The sequence below is a fragment of the Collinsella phocaeensis genome, assembly GCF_900119895.1.
Taxonomy (GTDB): domain Bacteria; phylum Actinomycetota; class Coriobacteriia; order Coriobacteriales; family Coriobacteriaceae; genus Collinsella; species Collinsella phocaeensis.
This window is the reverse complement of the sequence record NZ_FQLR01000004.1, coordinates 1,295,386-1,316,374: the sequence shown is the minus strand read 5'-3', so window position 1 is coordinate 1,316,374 and position 20,989 is coordinate 1,295,386. Positions and strand designations below refer to the sequence as shown.

Genomic DNA, 20,989 nt, shown 5'->3' with positions numbered 1-20,989 from the left:
TATGGCCGGGCGCTTCGCTGTATTGGGCGAGGTCGGGGTTTCCCACAGTCCATACGGCGCCTTATCGGGGCTCTGCGTATAATGGATGCCCTGAGAACGAATGGATGTAAGAATGTAAGGGGGACTGCGCATGAAGTCGTTGAGGAGGACGATCGCCTGGATTTCCATGGTGGCGTTCGTGTTGGGATACCTGATTCAGCCCGTCTCGATCTATGCGGACGCCGTAGTGAATGACACCGTATCGAGCGACGTTGACATCCAAGACGGCGCAGCCGCCGCGCAACCGATGGACGGGGCTGCGTCGACTGATGGCGGCGTCGACGGCGTCAAGGACGAGGACATGGATTCCGACAAGGTTGCCGATGATTCGGGAGCTTTTGAGCCGACCGATAGCGAAAGCACTTTGGTTGAGGGTTCATCCACGTCCGGTGGAGCCGGGGCGAATGAGGAGATTCCTGTCGAACCTGATGTTCAAGATGAAAACCAGTGCCCTCTGGACGCAGGCGAGAATGCATCGGGCGAAGGGCTTCTCGTCCAGGCGCATGTGTCCAACTTGGGATGGCTCGATCCGGTAGGGGCTGGGAAGACCGCCGGGTCGGACCGTGCGGGCAATGCGCTCGAGGCGCTGCGCGTCGCGTATTCCGGTGACGTGCCCGGCGGCATCGAGGCGAGCCTTCACGTTTCCAACATCGGCTGGCAGCCATGGACCGCGATGGACGGCACGGCCTATGCGGGAACAGTCGGTAAAAGCCAGGCGGTCGAGGCCGTGAAGATCCAGCTCACGGGAGAGGCCGCACAATCGTTCGACCTGTACTACCGGGTCTGCGGGGCGTCCGGCTGGAGCGGCTGGGCCAAAAACGGAGAACCTGCGGGGTCTCAGGGCTTCGGGCGCAAACTGTACGGTGTCCAGGTGGCGCTTGTTGCATCGGGCGCTTCGGCTCCGGGATCCACTGGTGATGCCTTTACACAGGCGCTGGTCGGTTACTCTGCCCATGTTGCGGATATCGGCTGGATGGGGCAGAGCAGGGACGGCGAGACTGCCGGGACGACGGGCCGCGCGCTGCGGCTTGAGGCGTTGAGATTCAGCCTTCTTGCAGATGCGGGTGGCGCAATCGAGGCGCGGGCGCATGTTTCGAACATCGGATGGCAAGGCTGGTCGACGGGCAGTGTAGGCACGACGGGACGCAAGCTCGCCGTTGAGGCCATCTGCATGAGGTTGACCGGGGAGGTTGCGCAGAAGTACGACATCTGGTATCGCGTCCATTCTGCTGAGTTCGGCTGGCTGGGATGGGCGAGCAACGGGGACCCTGCCGGATCCCAGGGGTACGGACGAGACGTGCAGGCAATTCAGGTTGTTCTGGTAGAGAAGGGCTTCGCTGCCCCGGGCCCGCAATCCAACGCATTCAAGGCGCCTGTCTTCGAGTACGGTGCCCATAGCGCCGAGATAGGCTGGCGCACCGGTAAGGAATACTCCCCAGGGGCCCACATCGTTCTCGGTACGACCGGTCGCGGTCTTTCGCTCCAGGCTATTCGCCTTTCCTGTCCTGGTATTCCAGATTCCGGGTCCATCGTCTACGCATCCCATGTCTCCAACATCGGATGGCAGGGCTCGGTCCGCGATGGGGCGACATCGGGCACGACGGGCAGGAACCTTCCGATCGAGGCCGTGAAGATCAGCCTGACGGGATCTTTGGCGGACCGCTACGACGTTTGGTACCGCGTGCATGTCGCCAATATCGGTTGGCTCGGCTGGGCATGCAACGGTGATGCGGCAGGGTCGGAGGGGCTTGCGGCCTCTGTCGAGGCTGTCGAGGTCTGCTTGGTCTCCAAGGGGGCCGCGGCGCCGGGTTCTACGGGCACGCCATTCATCCAGACGCCGCAGATCTCCTACTCCGGCAACGTGGAGGGGTCTGGCTGGCAGACTGCGGTCTCCACCGGATCCGTATGCGGCACCGTCGGGCAGTCCAAGGTGCTGAAGGGTCTTCGAGTCACATACGGGTCTTCGAGTCTCCAGGGCGGAATCTCCTATCGCGTCCATGTCTCGAACAAGGGTTGGCTTTCCGCGGTATCAGATGGTGCGGACGCTGGGGCTGCTAACGAATCGCTGCAGGCTGTCGCAATCTCACTGACCGGCCAAGCGTCCAAGCATTTCGACGTGTGGTACCGCGTGCACGTTGAGAAGATCGGATGGCTTGGATGGACGTCCAACGGCGCCGTGGCGGGCACGACGTCATGCAACTTGAGCGTTCAGGCCGTTCAGATCCGGCTGAGAGCGAAGGGTGCCGCTGCGCCCGGCTCGACCACGGGGGCGTACTATGCTGCCGTGGGGTCTCTGCCATATATCGGCTACCAGACGCCGGGTAGCTATTACAAGGTGTCTAACAAGTCCGTCTCCATCAAGAACCAGGGCTCGGGTATCTTTGGGTATCGAACCGAATCGCGCATCCCGTTCGACGCTACGCGTATGGATTGCGTGAACGCGATGGTCACACGCTCGATGGACTATCTCAACACCCCATACATCTGGGACTACTCGTGCGCACCCGGCGTGGGGGTCGACTGCGCCGGTCTGGTTATGCAGAGCCTCTATGCATGCGGCATGGACCTGTCTCCCATGAACCCCTGGGACCACTACTACACGCCCGGTCACGACCAGTACGCGAACCAGATGAGGGCGTCGTCGCGCTTCATGCACGTATCCTTTGCGAGCAGGCAGCCTGGCGATTTGATCCTGTCTTCCGGCCATGTGTCGATCTATCTGGGCAATGACAAGATCATCGAGGCGTACAGCCCGCGCGTCGGGGTGAGGATCGCGAGCGTGTACAACGCAAAGGTCCTTGCAGTCGCTAGGCCTATGCCGTAGGGGCCCTGCTCGACAGAATCCTTTGTGTGCCCGGGCTTTCTTGGGAAGGCTCGGGCACAACTGTTTCCAATATGGCCTAAAGGGGAGTTTGCCTTTAACCATCGAGTCGATGCATAAGAGCACGCCACGGGAAAAGACTGCTGAGGGGGGCGACCGCATCCTAGTTCAGCGCCGTTCATCGAGTGCCCCTGGTGTTTGGCTGCGCTCCCGTAGAATAGGTATGGCTGTGCTGTGTACGATGTATTGAGTATGTGAGGTGTTTCGAATGAAGCGACTCGCTCGGTGGCTGGCGATCGGTATCTTCGCTATAGGCGCATGTGCAAACCCGTTTGCTATCTATGCAGAAGTTGAACCCGAAAGCATCGATGTGGCAGCGGAGCTCTCTGCGACGGGGACGGCTGACACGGGAGCTTCAGCCGCTACGGATTCCTCCGAAGAGGCGATGAATGAGCCGATCTCTGAAGAGTTTACAGCGGGCGATGCTGAGGGCTTTCCGGGTCAGGAGCGGGCCTTAAAGGATTCTTCCACTGATGCATCCTCGGCAGCGCCGAGCGTCGAGGATGCCGAAGTCGTCGACGCCGTTGCTCCTGCGGCGGACGTCAAGGGTCGAATCGTGCAGAACATCAATGCCGGATGGGAGTTCGACGCCGGAACGACCGACTTCTCGGGTTGGACCTTTCCCGTTGGAGGATCTTCCGGCATGGTCGATCTTCCGCACTCGTGGGAGTACACGCATCCCGCCATGTCATTTATCCCTCAGATGAACACGAAGACGGTCACGTACAGCAAGACGATCGATGTTGCTGCCTATCAGGGACGGAAGCTCTTCATCAAGTTTTACGGTTCGAGTCGCAATACCGTGCTTCTCATCGACGGCGTGAACGTGGGTACCCATGTGGGAGGCTATTCGGCTTTCACGTTCGATATCACAGACTACGTGCAGGGCAAATCGTCGGTCTCCGTGGTTGCAAGGGTGACCAATATCGACACGGTGTCCATACCGATCAACGTCGACTACACCCAATGGGCGGGCATCTATCGTGATGTCGAGCTGATATCCCCTGAGGCTCAGCACGTTTCCCTTGAAGACTACGGGTCGGACGGGTTCTACATCGATTCGGCTGTTTCGGGCGGTGTTGCCGACATTTCCATTCGCGTCCAGCTCTCCAATTCGGCATCCTTCGACGCTCCCGTTACGCTGCGCGCTTCCGTGTTGGATGCTGATGGCAATCTGGTTCGATCCGTCGATGTTCCTTCGGAGCTTTCTGCGAGTTCGACGGCAGTTCCGCTGCGGTGCAGCCTTCGGGTGAGCAACCCCCATCTTTGGAACGGTGTTGCCGACCCCTATCTCTACACCGTCTCCCTCGATGTTTTGGATCGGTCCGGAGCCGTTCTCGATCACGTCGAGCGGCAGTACGGCGTGAGGACGTTTGAGATTCGCGACGGGGCTGCCTATCTGAACGGATCAAAGATAGAAATCCACGGTGTGGGTTACCACCAGGATCGTCAGGACCGGGGTAACGCCGTTACAGCTGAGGATATGCAGCAGGACCTGGACATGATGCTCGATATGGGTGTCAACGCGGTACGCGTGGCGCACTATCCGCACGACCGGCAGTTCTTCGAGATGGCGGATCGAGCCGGCGTCTTGGTGTATACCGAGATTCCCTATTACCTGCTGTACTCGAAGGCGGAGAGCTATCGTCTCTCCGTTCTGAACCAGCTGAAGGAAATGATTCGCCAGAGCTACAACAATACGTCCGTCGTGATGTGGGGCGTTCAGAACGAGGTCGGCTGGAATCCTGGCTTTGCGCAGTTCGGAAGCGATTTCAACGTGACGCAGGATGAGGTTGTGGCGTTTAACAAAGATCTCGTCGAGCTTGCTCAAATTGAGGACCCCAACCGCCTCATTGTTCAGGCTACGATTGATTCCTATGACACGGCATCTCTGACGAACCGCTGGAGCGCCTCGATTGACCTTACGGGCGTCAACCTGTACGACGGCTTCAAGACGCCGGTCGCGAGTGCCGGCACGTCGGGAAAGCAGCAGCTTGCTGCGCAGATCAACGAGAAGCTCGATCGCTACAAGAGCATCTATCAGACTCCTTCGATCATGGTTTCCGAATACGGTTCCGGAGCGAATACTAATCACCACTGGGAAGTGGACGAAAACTTTGCCTGGAATGGAAACGAGGACGCATCGCATGCCATGCATACCGAGGAGTACCAGGGGTTCGTTCTTGAGACGTTCTGGGATACGATCTCCAAGCGAGACGATGTCCCCGCCAGCTTCGTGTGGAACATGTTCGATTTCTCGTGCTATCGCGATGAGGGCGGAATCTCCCGCATGAACACCAAGGGGCTCGTCAACTACGACCATGCCACACAGAAGGATGCGTATTACTTCTTCAAGGCCGTGTGGAATGACGATGAGCCGTTTGCGCATATCACGAGCAAGCGTTTTACGCAGCGACATCGTGCCGAACGGGACATCAAGGTGTATTCGAACTGCGACGATTGCGTGCTCTACGTGAACGGTAAGCAGGTGGGTTGCGGTGTGAAAACCCAGGACGGCGTGTTTGTGTGGGACAGCGTCGCCTTAGATTCCCGTGCGCTCAACTCGATCCGTGTGGTCGCAACTCGCGATGGGGTGCAGTGCGAGGATGTCGTCGAGGGCATCACGGTGCCGCAGGACGAGTTGGTGGGGCAGGCCCATGTTTCGGAACTCGGCTGGCTCGACGAGAACCCCGCGGGCGCTACGTTGGGAACCATAGGCCGTAGCTTGAATCTTGAGTCCATCAGGCTCGACGCGGAAGGCCCGACTGCGGGCGATATAGAGCTTTCTGCCCATGTCCAAGACATAGGATGGCGAGCATGGTCTGCTGGCAAGGCGGGCACGACGGGTCAGGCAAGGGCGATCGAGGCCATTCGCATTCGACTGACGGGTGATCTCGCTTCCCGGTACGACATCTACTATCGTGCCCATATCGCAGATAGCGGCTGGCTTGGATGGGCGAAAAACGGTGAACCAGCCGGTTCGCAAGGGCAGGCGAAGCCCATGCAGGCGCTTCAGGTCGTGCTCGTGGAGAAGGGTGCCGATGGACCCTGGTCCAACCTACAGGCGTTTTCCGTCGCATCCGATAGGAGTGCGCAGGTGGTGTCCACCGCGCATGTGGAGGATATCGGCTGGATGACTCCTGTATCGGGCGGAGAGACTTGCGGTACCGTAGGAAAGAACAAACAGCTTGAGGCCCTTCGTATGACTGTGGAGAATGTCGTTGCGTATGGCGATATCCAGGTTTCTGCCCATGTTTCCAATATCGGGTGGCAGGGCTGGACTGCGGGCTCCGGTGGAACCGTCGGGCAGGGCAATGCCATGGAGGCAGTCAAGATAAAGCTGACGGGCGATATTGCCGGCTTGTACGATGTGTACTATCGTGCCCACATCGCCGATGCGGGTTGGCTTGGTTGGGCCAAGAATGGAGAATCTGCTGGCAGCGAAGGCATGGCAAAGGATATGCAGGCCCTTCAAATCGTTCTGGTGGAGAAGGGCGGTGCTGCTCCCGGTGCGACTGAAGGCGCATTCCTGCAGCCGATGATTTCCTATAGGAGGCATGTGTCTGATATTGGCTGGCAGGCATGGGTGCACGACGGCGCTCTTGCGGGAACGACCGGTCAGGCGAAAAGCATGGAGGCAATTCGGATCAAGCTTGATCTTCCAAGCGATGACCTGGGAATTCGCTACAGGGCGCACTCTGCGCAGATCGGCTGGCAGGATTGGGTCGATTCCGGCGAATTGGGCGGCACTACCGGGCGTTCTTTGCAGCTCGAGGCTCTGCAGATCGAGCTGACAGGTGCAGATGCGGGTCGCTACGATATTCGGTACCGTACGCATGTTGCCGAGATAGGCTGGCAGGGCTGGGTCTCCAATGGTGAGACCGCCGGCACGACCGGGCAGGGGAGAGCCATCGAGGCGTTGGAAATCAGGGTGGTGGAGCGATAACTATCAGTAGTTTCAATGAATTCAAACCGCTTTTGGTTAAGCTAAATGAATTGCCCCACGGTCAAGTCATTTGGACGTGGGGCGACAGCTGTATTGATCCAGCTGCTCACCACTCAGTTGGTATTTTCATTATCTGGGTTATATGGGCTCTAAATCGACAAGTATTGAGATACATTTATCTTTGTTACTTTATAGCTGTCTAGTGGCTTGTATTTTGTGTTGAGAAAGAAGCGACTAGACTTATCCAAAAACTGGTTCAAGGAAGGTGCGCGTGGAGCTAAGGGTGAAACTCATCAACAAGCAACATGTTGTTTTTGGCTCAATGGTGCTGATGCAAATCGTTCTCATTTTATTTTGGGCCTTTCGAAAGGAAGGTTTCCATGTTGATGAGTTGTGGACCTTTGGTTTGGCTAATAGCCTGTATCAACCTTCATTATTCTGGAACGGTGCAATGGATGGAACTGTCCTGCGCCCAGATTTCTTTAAAAGCTATTTACAGGTTGATCCAGGTGAAGCTTTTAGATTCGATTCTGTAATCTATAATCTATCGAACGACGCGCATCCACCTCTATACTTTTTAATTATTCATGCTATCTGCTCGTTCTTTCCAGGAACAATTTCCAAATGGTATGGAATTATTCCAAATATTATGTTTTTCCTGCTTATCCAGCTTGTTCTATACAGTCTATCAAGACGGATAATATCAAATTCTGACACAGCACTACTGCCTCCGTTGCTATTCGGTTTCAGCCCTGCTGCTGTTAGCTTTTCTATTTATATTCGTATGTACATGCTGGCGATGTTGGCGGTTATTGTGTGCTGCTACTTTCAGTATAGATATCTTTTTGAAAACAGTCGTGATCCGAAGATCCTGATCGGAGTGTTCTTGTCCGCATTCTTTGGATATATGGTTCATTACTATATGTTCATAACCATGTTCTTTATTGCATTATTCACATGTCTATATCTTCTAATTAAACATAGCTATACAAGCGCACTAATCTACGGCTGCGTCATAATTGCTAGCGTTCTTGTGGCCTTTGCCGTGTTCCCGAATGCGGTTGAGAGCATGTTTGGAAACGGATATACATCAGGGGCAAAATCGGCTCTTCCTTTGGAAGCGAGGGCCGAGCGTGTACTGAGCACTGCCCTTTTGAGCATAAATGATTTGGCTTTTGGTTTTAGATGGATCGCCTTCCTATATTTAGTTATTGTCATAGTTGCTTTGTTTGCTGGTTTTAGGAGTCTTCGTCGACAGCGGGTGGATGGTGCAATCGTTGAAGACACCAAGGCAGCATCTTTACATTCCGTAGTGTTGCTTTCAATTGTCTCTTTATGCTTTTATTTTGTGTCTGCAGCGGTTTCTCCTTGGATTTCTTCCAGGTACGTTTGTTTTGTCTACCCAGTTCTTTGCCTAATCGTTGGCTGGGCCGCTGCTGCTTTAGTAGAATCATCCTCAATCGAGCGTCGTTTTTCGAATGTAACGCTCTCCTTCGTTGGCGCTGCAACGATGGTTGCAATTGCTATGCTTGGCATTGCAGGACAGAGCTCCAATGTTCTTTACCTAATAGCAGGTGCAGAAGACAATCTAAGCGCTGTTGTGAATGAATGCGAGGGTGATACAGATGCATTCTTTATTTCATATAATTACTTTAAATTAACATCTAAATCTATTGAGGCTCAGAACTTTGATGAAGTAATTGCTGATGTACCCACAGAAGAAGGAATTGAATCCGCTCTTGGCAGGTATGACGATGACGGAGATATTGTTCTATATACTGATGATCCGAATGCTCTTTCTACATTTATACCATTTCTGGCAAATCGATTAGGAACTGATGAGTATGGGCCTCTGCCGGGCTATCAAGTTATTCAAGACGAGACCGATTGTATGGCTTATCTTATTAAAGTAAGTTAAGTTTGGAGAAGTCAATGGGTCAGTTTCTAAAATTTCTTATTGTCGGTGCTTCTAATACTATAGTGTCCTATCTATCTTATCTATTTTTAATTATGATAGGCTGCCATTATCTTGCTGCAAATGTTGTGTCATATTTTGTAGGAGTTCTCAATTCGTTTTTTTGGAATAGTAGGTTTGTTTTCAAACTTGGTTCCGTAAGCTGGAGGCGTAAATTTGAAGTGCTGTTGAAGACACTCTGCTCCAACGCCTTTACTGGTCTCATTTTAAATAATATCTTACTTATTGTGTGGATAGAAGTTTTAAGATTGCCTTCATTGTTGGGCCCTTTGTTTAATCTATTCTTTACTATGCCTTTGAACTATCTATTAAGTAAGAATTGGGCCTACAGAAAGAAGGATGATTAGATGGGTGCTAACCCCCCCATTTTTTATCTTGTTGTTCCGTGCTTTAACGAACAAGAAGTACTGAGTGAGACTTCTCTACAGCTTAAAGATAAGTATGAGGACCTTATACAACGTGGAATGATTTCTACTTTTAGCAGGGTTCTATTTGTTGATGATGGGTCAACGGATAGGACATGGGAGATCATTTGTTCACTCTATGATTCCGCAACCATGTTCTCTGGACTTAAGCTATCTCGTAATCGCGGCCATCAGAATGCGCTTATTGCCGGTTTAAATTATGCCATGGATAATGCTGATGTTATCGGCTCAATGGATGCTGATCTTCAGGATGATATTAATGCTCTTGATGAAATGCTTGCACGCTACAATGAGGGATATGAGGTGATCTATGGTGTTCGTAAAGACAGGTCATCTGATACTTTTTTTAAGAGGACGAGTGCTCAAGCATTTTATAGGCTTCAATCTAGATTAGGAGTGGAGTCCGTATATAACCATGCTGATTATCGCCTTATGAGCAGGCGTGCAGTCTGCTCCCTTATGAAGTATGACGAGGTTAATCTCTTTCTACGCGGTATGGTTCCTCAGATTGGTTTTAAATCATGTTCTGTTTACTATTCGCGTGCTGAGAGGTTTGCTGGCGAATCGAAGTATCCACTTAAAAAAATGTTAGCTTTTGCCTTCGAAGGCATTACCTCTTTCAGTACAAAACCTATTAGGTTCATAACCATTGCCGGCATGGTGATATTTATAGTAAGCCTGCTATTCTTATTATATTTCCTTTTTGGTCGACTGTTCGGTGATGTTCAGGCTGGTTGGACGAGCATCGTGATGTCGATCTGGTGTCTGGGTGGTCTTCAGCTCCTTGCTATTGGTGTAATTGGTGAATATGTTGGCAAGACTTATATGGAAAGCAAGCACAGGCCAAGATATATCGTTGAAAAAATAATAGACCATAGAACGGATGATGATGAAACCACTTGTTAGCATATGCATGCCCACATATAATGGCTCAAGGCATATATCTGAAGCAATTGAATCAATATTGAATCAGTCGTTCTCCAACTTTGAACTTTTGATTATTGATGACGGCTCATCAGATGATACCGTTTCGATTATTAAATCATTTTCTGATGACCGCATTCGTTTCATTCAAAACGTCAAGAATTGTGGCTTAGTTGGTAACTGGAATAGATGTCTTTCAGAGGCAAAAGGATCATATATACGTTTTTTGTTTCAAGATGACATTATGTCTGGTGATAGCCTCGAAAAGCAAGTCGATGCTTTCCGAGGCAATTCGATGGTATCCCTATGTTTTGGCGCTTCTTGTGTAATAAATGATCAAGGTAGAGTCACCATGCGGAGGCGCCCTTTTAAACGGAGTCGTATATTTAACGGTGACGAGATTTTGCATAGGTCTTTTCGTACATATAATTTCTATGGAGAGCCTTCTAATGTGATGTTCTCCATGTCTGCTTCAAAGCGCGTGGGATCATTTGATGATTCTATGACTTATGCTCCTGATTGGGAGTATTGGCTTCGGTTGTCATCTTGTGGCGATGTTGCATATGTCGATGAAGAATTATCTCGTTTTCGAGTAAATACTGAATCTATGACGGGAAAGCTATTTCAGGAAGATTCAGCCCGGCTTAAAAAGGATGATGCCTTCTTTATAGAAGCTGTCTCAAAACGATTTGAGACATCAATATCTATTGTTGATGTTTTACTGCATAAGGTATCTGTTACATTAAGGACGTTTGGTAAAAGGATCTATTTCTTAATTAATAGGTAGGGCCAATATGAAGGGCATCATACTCGCGGGCGGCAGCGGAACGCGCCTCTACCCGCTCACCACCGTCACCAGCAAGCAGCTGCTGCCGGTCTACGACAAGCCGATGATCTACTACCCGCTGTCCGTCCTCATGATGGCCGGCATCCGTGACGTCCTGATCATCTCGACGCCCTCCGACCTGCCGAACTTCGAGCGGCTGCTCCGCGACGGGTCGGACTACGGCGTGAACCTGTCCTACGCCGTCCAGCCCAGCCCCGACGGCCTGGCGCAGGCGTTCGTGATCGGCGAGGGGTTCGCCGCCGGCGAGCCCTGCGCCCTGGTGCTGGGCGACAACATCTTCTACGGCAACGGCCTGGGCCGCCACCTGCGGCGCGCCGTGGAGAACGCCGAGACCCGCGGCCTGGCCACCGTGTTCGGCTACCACGTAGACGACCCCGAGCGCTTCGGCGTCGTGGAGTTCGACTCAGACCTCAACGCCGTCTCCATCGAGGAGAAGCCCGAGCACCCGAAGTCCAGCTACGCCGTCACCGGCCTGTACTTCTACCCGGGCGACGTCGCCGAGCGCGCGAAGCGCGTCACCCCCTCCGCCCGCGGCGAGCTGGAGATCACCGACCTCAACCGCATGTACCTGGACGACGGGCTGCTCTCCGTCGTCACCCTCGGCCGCGGCTACGCGTGGCTGGACACCGGCACCATGGAGAGCCTCCACGAGGCCGGCGAGTTCGTCCGCGCCGTCGAGCGCTCCCAGGACATGCCGGTCTCGGTGCTGGAGGAGATCGCCTACGAGAACGGCTGGATCGACCGGGAGACGCTCTCGGCCTGCGCGGAGCGCTACGGCAAGTCCGAGTACGGCCGGCACCTCAAGCGCGTCGCCGCCGGCGAGTTCGTCAACCGTAATTCGGAGTACTAGGGGGAGACATGACCGACACCGCCTTCGAGCCCCGCCGCATCGTCGTCACCGGCGGCTGCGGCTTCATCGGCAGCAACTTCGTCCACCACGTCGTGCGCGAGCACCCCGGCGTGCACGTCACCGTGCTGGACAAGCTCACCTACGCCGGCAACCCGGGGAACATCGCGGGGCTCCCCGCCGACCGCGTCGAGCTCGTCGTGGGCGACATCTGCGACGAGGGGCTGGTGGACCGCCTCGTGGCGGACGCCGACGCCGTGGTGCACTACGCCGCCGAGTCCCACAACGACAACTCCATCGCCGACCCCTCGCCCTTCCTGGAGACCAACGTCCGGGGCACCTACGCCCTGATCGAGGCGTGCCGCAGGCACGATGTCCGCTACCACCACGTCTCAACCGACGAGGTCTACGGCGACCTGCCGCTCGACGACCCGGCCCGCTTCACCGAGGAGACGCCCTACCGCCCGAGCTCGCCGTACAGCTCCACCAAGGCGGCCTCCGACATGCTCGTGCGCGCCTGGGTGAGGACCTTCGGCCTTGCGGCAACCATCTCCAACTGCTCCAACAACTACGGCCCCTACCAGCACGTGGAGAAGTTCATCCCGCGCCAGATCACCAACCTGATAGACGGGGTGCGCCCGAGGCTCTACGGCGACGGCCGCAACGTCCGCGACTGGATCCACACCGAGGACCACAGCTCCGCCGTCTGGTGCATCCTCACCCGCGGCCGCATAGGGGAGACCTACCTGATCGGCGCCGACGGCGAGCGCGACAACCTCGCGGTCCTGCGCGAGATCCTCAGGGCCTTCGGCCGCCCGGAGGACGACTTCGACTGGGTGCGCGACCGCCCCGGCCACGACCGCCGCTACGCCATCGACAGCTCCAAGCTCCGCCGCGAGCTGGGCTGGGAGCCCCGGCATACCGACTTCGCCTCCGGCCTGGCGGAGACCATCGAGTGGTACCGCGAGAACGAGCCCTGGTGGCGCCCGGCCAAGGAGGCCACCGAGGCCAGGTACCGCGCGCAGGGGCAGTAGGAGGGGAGAGACAGGTGGCAGACATCGCATTCGAGAAGGACCTCTCCGTGGCGGAGACCGGAATCGGGGGCCTCAAGTTCGTCGACCTCGCCGTCCACGGCGACTCGCGCGGCTGGTTCAAGGAGAACTGGCAGCGCGCCAAGATGTGCGCTCTGGGCGTCCCGGACTTCCGCATCGTCCAGAACAACATCAGCTACAACGAGAACCGCGGCGTCACCCGCGGCATCCACGCGGAGCCCTGGGACAAGTTCATCTCCGTCGCCCGCGGCTCGGTCTTCGGCGCCTGGGTCGACCTGCGCGAGGGCAGCGCCACCTACGGCAAGGTCTACACGACCGTGCTCGACCCGAGCAAGGCCATCTACGTGCCCCGCGGCGTGGGCAACTCCTTCCAGGCGCTCGAGGACGGCACGGCCTACACCTACCTCGTGGACGCCCACTGGTCGGCCGAGCTCAAGGGCACCTACACCTTCGTGAACCTGGCCGACCCCGAGCTCGCCATCGAGTGGCCGATCCCGCTGGAGGAAGCGACCGTCTCCGAGGCCGACCTCAACCACCCGATGCTCGCCGACGTCGTCCCGATGGCGCCCAAGAGGACGCTCGTCACCGGCTGCAACGGCCAGCTGGGACATGCGGTTCGCGCGCTCGCCGAGGAGCGCGGGCTTACCGCCTGGTTCGACTTCTGCGACATAGACACCTTCGACATGTCCGACCCGGCGGCCTACGGCCAGTACGACTGGCCGCTCTACGGCACGGTCATCAACTGCGGCGCCTACACGGCCGTGGACAGGGCCGAGACCCCCGAGGGCCGCACCGCCGCCTGGAGGGCCAACGCGACCGGCCCGGCGCTCCTCGCCCGCACCTGCGCCGAGCACGGCATCACGCTCGTCCACGTGTCCTCCGACTACGTCTTCGACGGCGCCGCCGAGGTCCATACCGAGGACGAGCCCTTCAGCCCGCTGTCCGTCTACGGCCAGAGCAAGGCCGCCGGGGACCTCGCCGTGGCCGGGTGCCCCAGGCACTACATCGTGCGCAGCTCCTGGGTCATCGGCGAGGGCCGCAACTTCGTCAGGACGATGAGGTCCCTCTCCGACCGCGTGGCCGACCCGCAGGACCCCCTCGATCAGGTCACCGTGGTCGACGACCAGTACGGACGGCTCACCTTCACCCGCGACATGGCCGAGGGCATCCTCTGGCTGCTCGGCTACCGCGAGGCCGACGTCGAGCCGACCTCCCCGTGCCCCCACGGCACCTACAACCTCACCGGGAGCGGCCCGGTGGAGTCCTGGGCGCAGATCGCCGCCCGCGTGTTCGACCTCGCCAACGGCAATGGGGACCGCGTCGCGCCCGTCTCCACCGCCGAGTACTACGCCTCCGCCGAGGGCCCCATCGCCCCGAGGCCGGAGCACTCCGCGCTCGACCTCGCGAAGATCGGGGCGACCGGCTTCGTGCCGGCCGACTGGACCGAATGTTTAAATTGCTTGTTTTAAGGAATCATATTACGATTTCTCCATAATTGTGTGGTTTTCAATCATTGATGACTTCTAACAGGTATCGTGTCATTTGAATGGATGGATGATATGCAATTTAAGCTTGCTAATATTGTTTTGAGCGACTCCAGCTTCGCGTTGAATAATCCAACCCTATGGTGTAGGCGCGAGTCGGGCCATCTGATGTTGCATGAAGATAGATCTTTTTCGCTACTTGGGCCAGGTGTATTTGATTTCACTACCTACTTCAATGCCCTTTCTACAATGAAATGGAAACGGTACACTGTTGCCAAGGATTTTTATCTTCATCTTGAATATAGGGGCGGTGCTGGTTGTCTTGTTCAGACGGCCGCGGATGCCTTCGATTGGTCTGCTAGAAAGATAACCGGATCCGAGGTGGCCCTGGATGCTTCATCTGAATGGAAAAACTTGGATTTGAGGTTGTCAGTCATTGACGGCGATGTCCTTAATTCCTTTGAAATAAGTACCGATGATAAACTAGATATTAAAAATGCATTTTATTACACTTGTGTAGATGAGGTCGATGTAAGGCCTGTTGAGCTTGCTCTAGCTACAACTACGTTTAAAAAAGAATCGTATATATATAAAAATATCGAGCTAATTAAAGCTAATGTGCTTGATACAGATGAATTGATATCTAGTCATTTCCAGGTTCATATTGTCGACAATGGTCGCTCGCTTTGTGAAGAGCGAGTGTGCTGCAGCAATGTCCATCTGCACCCAAACCCCAATGTTGGTGGTTCAGGAGGATTTGCTCGTGGCATGATTGAAGCAATGGAGCAGTCTCCGAAGGCTACCCATGTCTTATTAATGGATGATGATGTCGAGGTGATGCCTGAGAGTTTTATTCGTACTTACAATCTTCTTTCAATTGTTAATTCTAAATATAGCGAGGCGTTTGTTAGCGGCGCGATGATGAGCCTTGAGGAGCCTGACCTCCGTACAGAGGATTTGGGTTTCTTTACCTATAAGGGCAAGTTCCGTCCACTAAAGCCATCCGGACATATGAGCATCCTTCATGATGTAATTGAGACTGAGACATTCGTGGCGCCAACTGAGGACCCTCTTTGCCAAGATACCCTTCAGTGCTACGCCGGATGGTGGTTCTGCTGCATACCGGTCTCTACAATCGAACGAGAAGGCCTACCTCTTCCGCTGTTCGTTCGATCGGATGATGCTGAGTATTCACTTCGGTGCAAGCCGAAGTTCATCACCATGAACTCCATATGCGTTTGGCATGCGTCATTCTTCTTTAAATACAATGCCGCTGTTGAGCGCTACCAAGTCAGTCGTAATCCCTTGGTATGTCAGTTTACTACCGGGGTAGCTCCTCTATCTGATTTTGTGGAGGAGGTCTATCGCGAGGTTCAGCTTGATTTGAAAAAGTTTAATTACGATGATGCGCTTCTTGCCGTCGAGGGGTTCGAGGATTTCTTAAAGGGCCCATCTTTTATTCGAGAGCCTGTTACTGAGCGCCGCTTCCTTGAGGCAAACAGGAATCGAGAAAGGCTTGTGCCATTTAAAGATCTTCAAAAACAAGTGGATGATTATGGCATTAATCTTAAGCACCTTACTCACAGTGAAGTGATTCGTGATCTTCCTCGAAATAGAATTGAGGCTGCGAAGGATTTTATTACTTTTAATGGTCAACGTTATGTTAAGGAACAAGGCAAGAGGGGCAATCGTGCTGCCGTAATTGATGCTGCTGGATGGGTTTACCCTGCAGGAAAAATTCGTGGTGCTGAAGTTTTGGTTGCAATAGATATGCCTAACCGTTGTGGCGTAGTTCGCAAGCTTGACATTGCACGATTCAACGAAGTCTGGACTCGATTCCGTAAGGCGATGAAGTTTTATAAGAAGAATGAGCAGAAGTTGAAGGAAGAGTATTCGCGCGCGCGCGCCGAGCTAACGTCGATTGAGTTTTGGAAGAAGTATTTAATTAAAGCTTCACAAAGTTAACTCTAATTATTTTATATTATATATATTATATCCATATATGAGCAATGCTTTCGCGTGTTAATTCATGTAATAATTGCTGCTATGACGGACACCCCCTCTGGAGGTGTCCGTGTTTTGTTTACTCTTTGTCGCTACAGTTTGACTATCTCTTGGTTTGCTTGGGAGCCATTGAGGATCTAACACAATTGTTTCAATCCCTATTGAAATGTATGACCACAACAAGCTATGTACCTTATGTATCTAGAAAGCTGAGAATGTAGATAATTCATGAGCGAGTACATGGATGTAAGCATCGCTTCTGAGAAATGGGGAGTGCTTGCTGAAGGGGTTCGCTGATGATGTAATGATCCGGCTAACGTAAGGAAGATTGGTGTCGAGCACGATAGGAAGTGCGGTCCATGGATAATTAAATCGGATGCTTTGCGCCCTAAATAACATGCATTGTGAACATGCATTTCGCTCGTTAAGAGTTCTCGCTAGAATGTCACCGAGCTACAACCCCGCGCCCACTGCGCGGATCCACCATAACGGAGACCCTACATGCCCATTTCCTTCAAGCTTCAAAACGTTCTGCTGTATGTCGACGATCACGCTGCAAAGCATCCGGAGCTCTACTATCGCACGGCCGCCGGCTCGGCGTCCGTCGACGCGGAGGCCGGCGCCCTCGTCTGCAGCGCACCCATTGACTTCCTCACGTACCTCAACGGCTTGTCGATAGGGAAGTGGCGCCGTTACGCGGGCATACGGAACCCCGTGCTCCACATCGAGCTCGCAGGCGCCGGCGACTTGCGTATCGAGGGCATTCCCGTCTCCACCCCGATCGACCCCGATGCCAAGCCCTCCGGGCTCGATCCCGAGCGTACGGTCATCTGCTCTCACGAGTTCTCGGGCACCCTGCAGGCTCCCGCCGTCCTGGACGTCGCGGTCGCGGCGGATGACATGGACCTTATCGGATTCGCCATCGAGCCCTCCCGCGGCGACGCCGTCTCCATCGCTCACGCCTGGTGGTCCTGCGAGGTCGATCCTTCCGAGGTCAACGAGGTGCGCCTCGCCATCGCCACCACCACCTTCAAGAAGGAAGCCTACATCACGGCCAACATCGACCTTGTCCAGCAGGCCGTTCGTGCCGAGGGTGCGCCCATCATGGGCAATTTCCATATGTTCGTGGTAGATAACGGTCGCACGCTCGACGTCGATGCGCTCTCCGACGACCTCGTCACCGTGCTGCCCAACCCCAACGTGGGCGGATCCGGCGGTTTCGCGCGCGGCATGATGGCCGCCACCGAGGTCGAGGGTGCCTTCACGCACGTTCTTGTGATGGACGACGACGTCCGCATCGTCCCCGAGAGCCTCATCCGCACGTTCAACCTGCTGTCGCTCGCGCGCGGGACGTACCGAAATGCGTTCCTCAACGGGGCGATGCTCTCGCTCGAGCACCCGACGCGCCAGTTCGAGGACGTCGCCTTTGTCAACCCCACGGGAGTCTACGCCAAGGTGAAGCGCGACTACGACGTCTCGCGCCTGTTCGACATCTGCGCTAACGAGCGCAAGGACGTCGAGGTCCCGGGTGCGTACGGCGCGTGGTGGTTCAGCTGCATCCCCACCTCCGCCATCCGTGCGAACGGCCTTCCCATGCCGTTCTTCATCCGCTGCGACGACGTCGAGTTCGGAGCGCGCAACAAGCCGGTCTACATGTGCATGAACGGCATCTGCGTGTGGCACGAGAGCTTTGAGGGCCGGTTCCGTGCCTCGGTCGACTGCTACCAGTACGCGCGCAACTTCTTGGCCATGATCGCTGTGGACGACTGCGCCGACGAGCGCCTGTTCGTCCTGCGCCTTCGCCGCAACGTGCGCCAGCAGCTGCGCGACCTCGACTACACGGCCGCCGAGCTCATGCTGGACGGCTTCGCGGACTACCTCAAGGGACCGAAGTTCCTCGAGGAGGCCGACGGCGCCGCGCTCATGATGTCCAACGGTCGCAGGAACGAGAAGGTCGTGTCCGTGGGGGAGATGGATCCTGGGGTGCTCGCGCAGGCGGGCGTTACCGAGGCCGTGCTCTCCAGCCGGTCCATGGAGTTCCATCCCACCCTGTGGCGCAAGCTGGTTACCACGTTGCCGTACGACAAGCACTACCTTCCCGACTTCCTGCTGCGCTCCCGCCCCGGCTACGCGGTGAAGAATGGCGCCGCAACGCTCGAAGGGGATTCCGCTCGTTGTCGCACCATCGTGTATCTGGATCCCACGCGCGAGAAGGGCGCGGTCCGCACGATGGACAAGGCACGTTTCGCGGCGATCCGCAAGCGCGAGCGCGAGCTGCTTAAGACCTGGCGCCGTGACGGCAAGGCGATCCGCGCGTCCTGGACGGTCGAGTTCCCGCGCATGACGTCCCGCTCGTTCTGGGAGGAGTACCTCGCCGCTCGTTCGGAGTAGGTGCGGACCTTGTAACCAAGCGTTTCCACAGCAGCCGCCGCGCACCTCGTTGTTCGGCGGCTGTATCTGTGGCCGCATGGGGTCTGATGGACCTCAGTTGCTGCAGAATGACGGATTTCTGGTCCTCATTTCGCGCAGTGTGTCTCGGTGTCGCTTCTGACATCGAGCGACCTGCGGGTTTGTTCCCGGGCAGGCATCCCTAGATGTTGCTCTAGGACTCACATTCAACAAACCCGAAGATTTGCAGCAAGGTATCCGGCCCGGAGCCTTCTGATGCGCTTGCCGATCGCGGCGGGGCATCCTTGGAGGTCCCTAAGGGGGCAAGCCGGCGACTACGCCTTGATTGCGCTGCGGCCGTAGCAGTCAAATATATGTCGCTTGTTGCGTCGAGTCTGGCGGCCTGTTGCATCAAACCTGGCGGCTTGCTACGTCGAGCGTGGCGGGCTGTTGCGTCGAGCCCGATGGGCGGCTCTCATCAGGCGGCCTACGCTGCAGATACCTTTGGCATGGCGACCGGGCATGGGCTGACCATCAAGGGAGATGCGCAGATATATCGAAATCCCAGCGTGAGCGGCGGTGCGTATCGACACGTGTCCGCAATCTGGTATCATACTTGGGCTGTGCGCACGTTGCGGGCGTGGCGGAATTGGTAGACGCGCTGGGTTTAGGTTCCAGTGGGCTTCCCGTGAAGGTTCGAGTCCTTTCGCCCGCACCAACGCACGCATATGGTTATCAGGGGTTTTCGGCACCCGATCAAGCCGTACTGTAAGAGGAGGAACGTTGAACATCACTTCTGACGTCGAGAACAACAAGCTCACCGCGACGGTCACCATCCCGGCCGCCGACGTCGACGCTGCCATCAAGAAGGCCTACAAGCAGGCCGCCAAGCAGTACCGCTTCCCCGGCTTCCGTCCCGGCAAGGCTCCGCGCGCCGTCATCGACAGCGCTCTCGGTGCCGAGGCCGTCCTCGCCCAGGCCACCAACGACATCCTGGGTTCCAACGAGGCCGCCCTCCTCAACGAGCTCGACATCGTCCCCCTGAAGGAGGGCGACTACAGCAAGGTCGAGGCCATTGCTGCCGACGGCCAGGACTACGTCTACTCCGTCGAGTTCACCCTTCGTCCCACCGCCGAGCTCTCCAGCTATGACGCCGTCGCCATCGAGATGCCGCCGGCGGAGGTCACCGAGGGCGAGATCGACGCCCAGGTCGACATGCTCATGGGCTATCACGCCACCGTCGAGGACGTCGAGCGCGGCATCGAGGGCGAGGACTTCGTCACCGTCGACATCAAGGACGTCAAGGGCGCCGAGGGCGTCGCCGGCGAGGGCCGCATGGTCTCCATGTCCTCCAACAACCTTCCGGCCGCCGTCGCCGAGGCCCTGCTTGGCATGAAGGTCGACGAGGTCAAGTCCGTCTCCTGGACTCCCGAGGAGGAGGGCGCCGAGGAGTCTTCCGTCGAGCTCACCGTCAAGTCCGTCAAGGAGCGCAAGGTCCCCGAGCTCACCGACGAGTTCGCCAAGGAGTCCTTCGGCTTCGATGATATCGCCGCCATGCGCGACGCCGTCAAGATCGAGCTCGAGGCCGACAAGACCTCGAAGCTCCCCGGCATCAAGGAGACCCGCGCCGTCGCCGCGCTCGCCGAGCGCCTGCAGCTCGACGAGGTCGACGAGACCTACGCCAACTCCGTGTTCTCCGAGCTGGGCCAGAACTTCCTGCAGCAGATCGGCTCTCGCGGCATGAACCTGGACACCTACCTGCAGATGACCGGCCTCACCTCCGATCAGTTCATCGCCGACCTGCACAAGCAGGCCGATGACGTCGCCCGCGAGTCCCTGGCCCTCGACGCGCTCGCCCGCGAGCTCAAGGTCGAGGTCACCGACGAGGACGTCGACGCCGAGTTCGAGCGCGCCGGTGTCGAGGACGCCGCCGCCACCAAGGCCCAGTTCCTCGCCGACGGCCGCATGCCCGCCGTTCGCGACTCCATCCGCCGCTCCAAGGCCGTCGACTGGCTCGTCGACAATGCTCAGGTCACCGAGGTCGACGAGTTCGCCAAGGCTGACGCCGAGTAGCATTCTGTCCGCGCAAGCGGGTACCATACCGGGAGACCGGATGTACGTGTACGGTGCAACGATTCCGCGCTCTGGCGCCGGGCGTGCACCGTACGCTTTTCTCA

12 protein-coding genes and 1 tRNA gene are annotated in these 20,989 nt (G+C 56.3%); all 13 read left to right on the top strand.

The window, feature by feature from the left end; translation table 11 throughout:
- Positions 1 to 130 precede the first annotated feature (130 nt).
- Positions 131 to 2,863: an NlpC/P60 family protein gene (locus BQ7355_RS07740; RefSeq protein ID WP_072415664.1), complete on the top strand. Its 2,733-nt coding sequence runs from the start codon at positions 131 to 133 to the stop codon at positions 2,861 to 2,863.
- Between the two features lie 265 nt (positions 2,864 to 3,128).
- Positions 3,129 to 6,866 carry a glycoside hydrolase family 2 gene (locus tag BQ7355_RS07735; protein ID WP_072415663.1) on the top strand — a complete coding sequence of 1,246 codons (3,738 nt, stop codon included), beginning with the start codon at positions 3,129 to 3,131 and terminating at the stop codon, positions 6,864 to 6,866.
- 283 nt (positions 6,867 to 7,149) lie between these two features.
- On the top strand, positions 7,150 to 8,784 hold the full coding sequence (locus BQ7355_RS07730; RefSeq protein ID WP_143761789.1) for a hypothetical protein: 1,635 nt from the start codon (positions 7,150 to 7,152) through the stop codon (positions 8,782 to 8,784).
- 14 nt (positions 8,785 to 8,798) lie between these two features.
- Positions 8,799 to 9,188 (top strand): GtrA family protein, encoded by a 390-nt coding sequence (locus tag BQ7355_RS09480; protein ID WP_072415661.1) that lies wholly within the window; start codon positions 8,799 to 8,801, stop codon positions 9,186 to 9,188.
- On the top strand, positions 9,189 to 10,172 hold the full coding sequence (locus BQ7355_RS07720; protein ID WP_072415660.1) for a glycosyltransferase family 2 protein: 984 nt from the start codon (positions 9,189 to 9,191) through the stop codon (positions 10,170 to 10,172). It abuts the gene before it with no gap.
- Positions 10,156 to 10,977, top strand: coding sequence for a glycosyltransferase (locus BQ7355_RS07715; RefSeq protein WP_159430451.1), 822 nt, complete (start codon positions 10,156 to 10,158; stop codon positions 10,975 to 10,977). Before BQ7355_RS07720 ends, BQ7355_RS07715 begins: the two co-directional genes overlap by 17 nt.
- A gap of 7 nt (positions 10,978 to 10,984) precedes the next feature.
- Positions 10,985 to 11,887, top strand: a complete 903-nt coding sequence (gene rfbA / locus BQ7355_RS07710) for a glucose-1-phosphate thymidylyltransferase RfbA (RefSeq protein WP_072415658.1) — start codon at positions 10,985 to 10,987, stop codon at positions 11,885 to 11,887.
- 8 nt (positions 11,888 to 11,895) lie between these two features.
- On the top strand, positions 11,896 to 12,918 hold the full coding sequence (rfbB, locus tag BQ7355_RS07705; protein ID WP_072415657.1) for a dTDP-glucose 4,6-dehydratase: 1,023 nt from the start codon (positions 11,896 to 11,898) through the stop codon (positions 12,916 to 12,918).
- A gap of 14 nt (positions 12,919 to 12,932) precedes the next feature.
- On the top strand, positions 12,933 to 14,405 hold the full coding sequence (locus BQ7355_RS07700) for a sugar nucleotide-binding protein (RefSeq protein WP_240307351.1): 1,473 nt from the start codon (positions 12,933 to 12,935) through the stop codon (positions 14,403 to 14,405).
- Positions 14,406 to 14,495: 90 nt separating this feature from the next.
- Positions 14,496 to 16,385 carry a glycosyltransferase gene (locus tag BQ7355_RS07695; protein WP_159430450.1) on the top strand — a complete coding sequence of 630 codons (1,890 nt, stop codon included), beginning with the start codon at positions 14,496 to 14,498 and terminating at the stop codon, positions 16,383 to 16,385.
- Positions 16,386 to 16,925: 540 nt separating this feature from the next.
- Complete coding sequence (locus tag BQ7355_RS07690) at positions 16,926 to 18,815, top strand: glycosyltransferase family protein (protein ID WP_072415655.1); 1,890 nt, start codon at positions 16,926 to 16,928, stop codon at positions 18,813 to 18,815.
- A 631-nt stretch (positions 18,816 to 19,446) separates the two neighbouring features.
- Positions 19,447 to 19,530, top strand: a tRNA-Leu gene (locus tag BQ7355_RS07685).
- 65 nt (positions 19,531 to 19,595) lie between these two features.
- Complete coding sequence (gene tig, locus BQ7355_RS07680) at positions 19,596 to 20,885, top strand: trigger factor (RefSeq protein ID WP_072415654.1); 1,290 nt, start codon at positions 19,596 to 19,598, stop codon at positions 20,883 to 20,885.
- Positions 20,886 to 20,989: the final 104 nt, after the last annotated feature.

Bases quoted from the DNA above. Each gene is read 5' to 3' on its own strand.
- BQ7355_RS07740 (WP_072415664.1), top strand. From the start codon at position 131: ATGAAGTCGTTGAGGAGGACGATCGCCTGGATTTCCATGGTGGCGTTC.
- BQ7355_RS07735 (WP_072415663.1), top strand. From the start codon at position 3,129: ATGAAGCGACTCGCTCGGTGGCTGGCGATCGGTATCTTCGCTATAGGC.
- BQ7355_RS09480 (WP_072415661.1), top strand. From the start codon at position 8,799: ATGGGTCAGTTTCTAAAATTTCTTATTGTCGGTGCTTCTAATACTATA.
- BQ7355_RS07720 (WP_072415660.1), top strand. From the start codon at position 9,189: ATGGGTGCTAACCCCCCCATTTTTTATCTTGTTGTTCCGTGCTTTAAC.
- BQ7355_RS07715 (WP_159430451.1), top strand. From the start codon at position 10,156: ATGAAACCACTTGTTAGCATATGCATGCCCACATATAATGGCTCAAGG.
- rfbA (WP_072415658.1), top strand. From the start codon at position 10,985: ATGAAGGGCATCATACTCGCGGGCGGCAGCGGAACGCGCCTCTACCCG.
- rfbB (WP_072415657.1), top strand. From the start codon at position 11,896: ATGACCGACACCGCCTTCGAGCCCCGCCGCATCGTCGTCACCGGCGGC.
- BQ7355_RS07695 (WP_159430450.1), top strand. From the start codon at position 14,496: ATGCAATTTAAGCTTGCTAATATTGTTTTGAGCGACTCCAGCTTCGCG.
- BQ7355_RS07690 (WP_072415655.1), top strand. From the start codon at position 16,926: ATGCCCATTTCCTTCAAGCTTCAAAACGTTCTGCTGTATGTCGACGAT.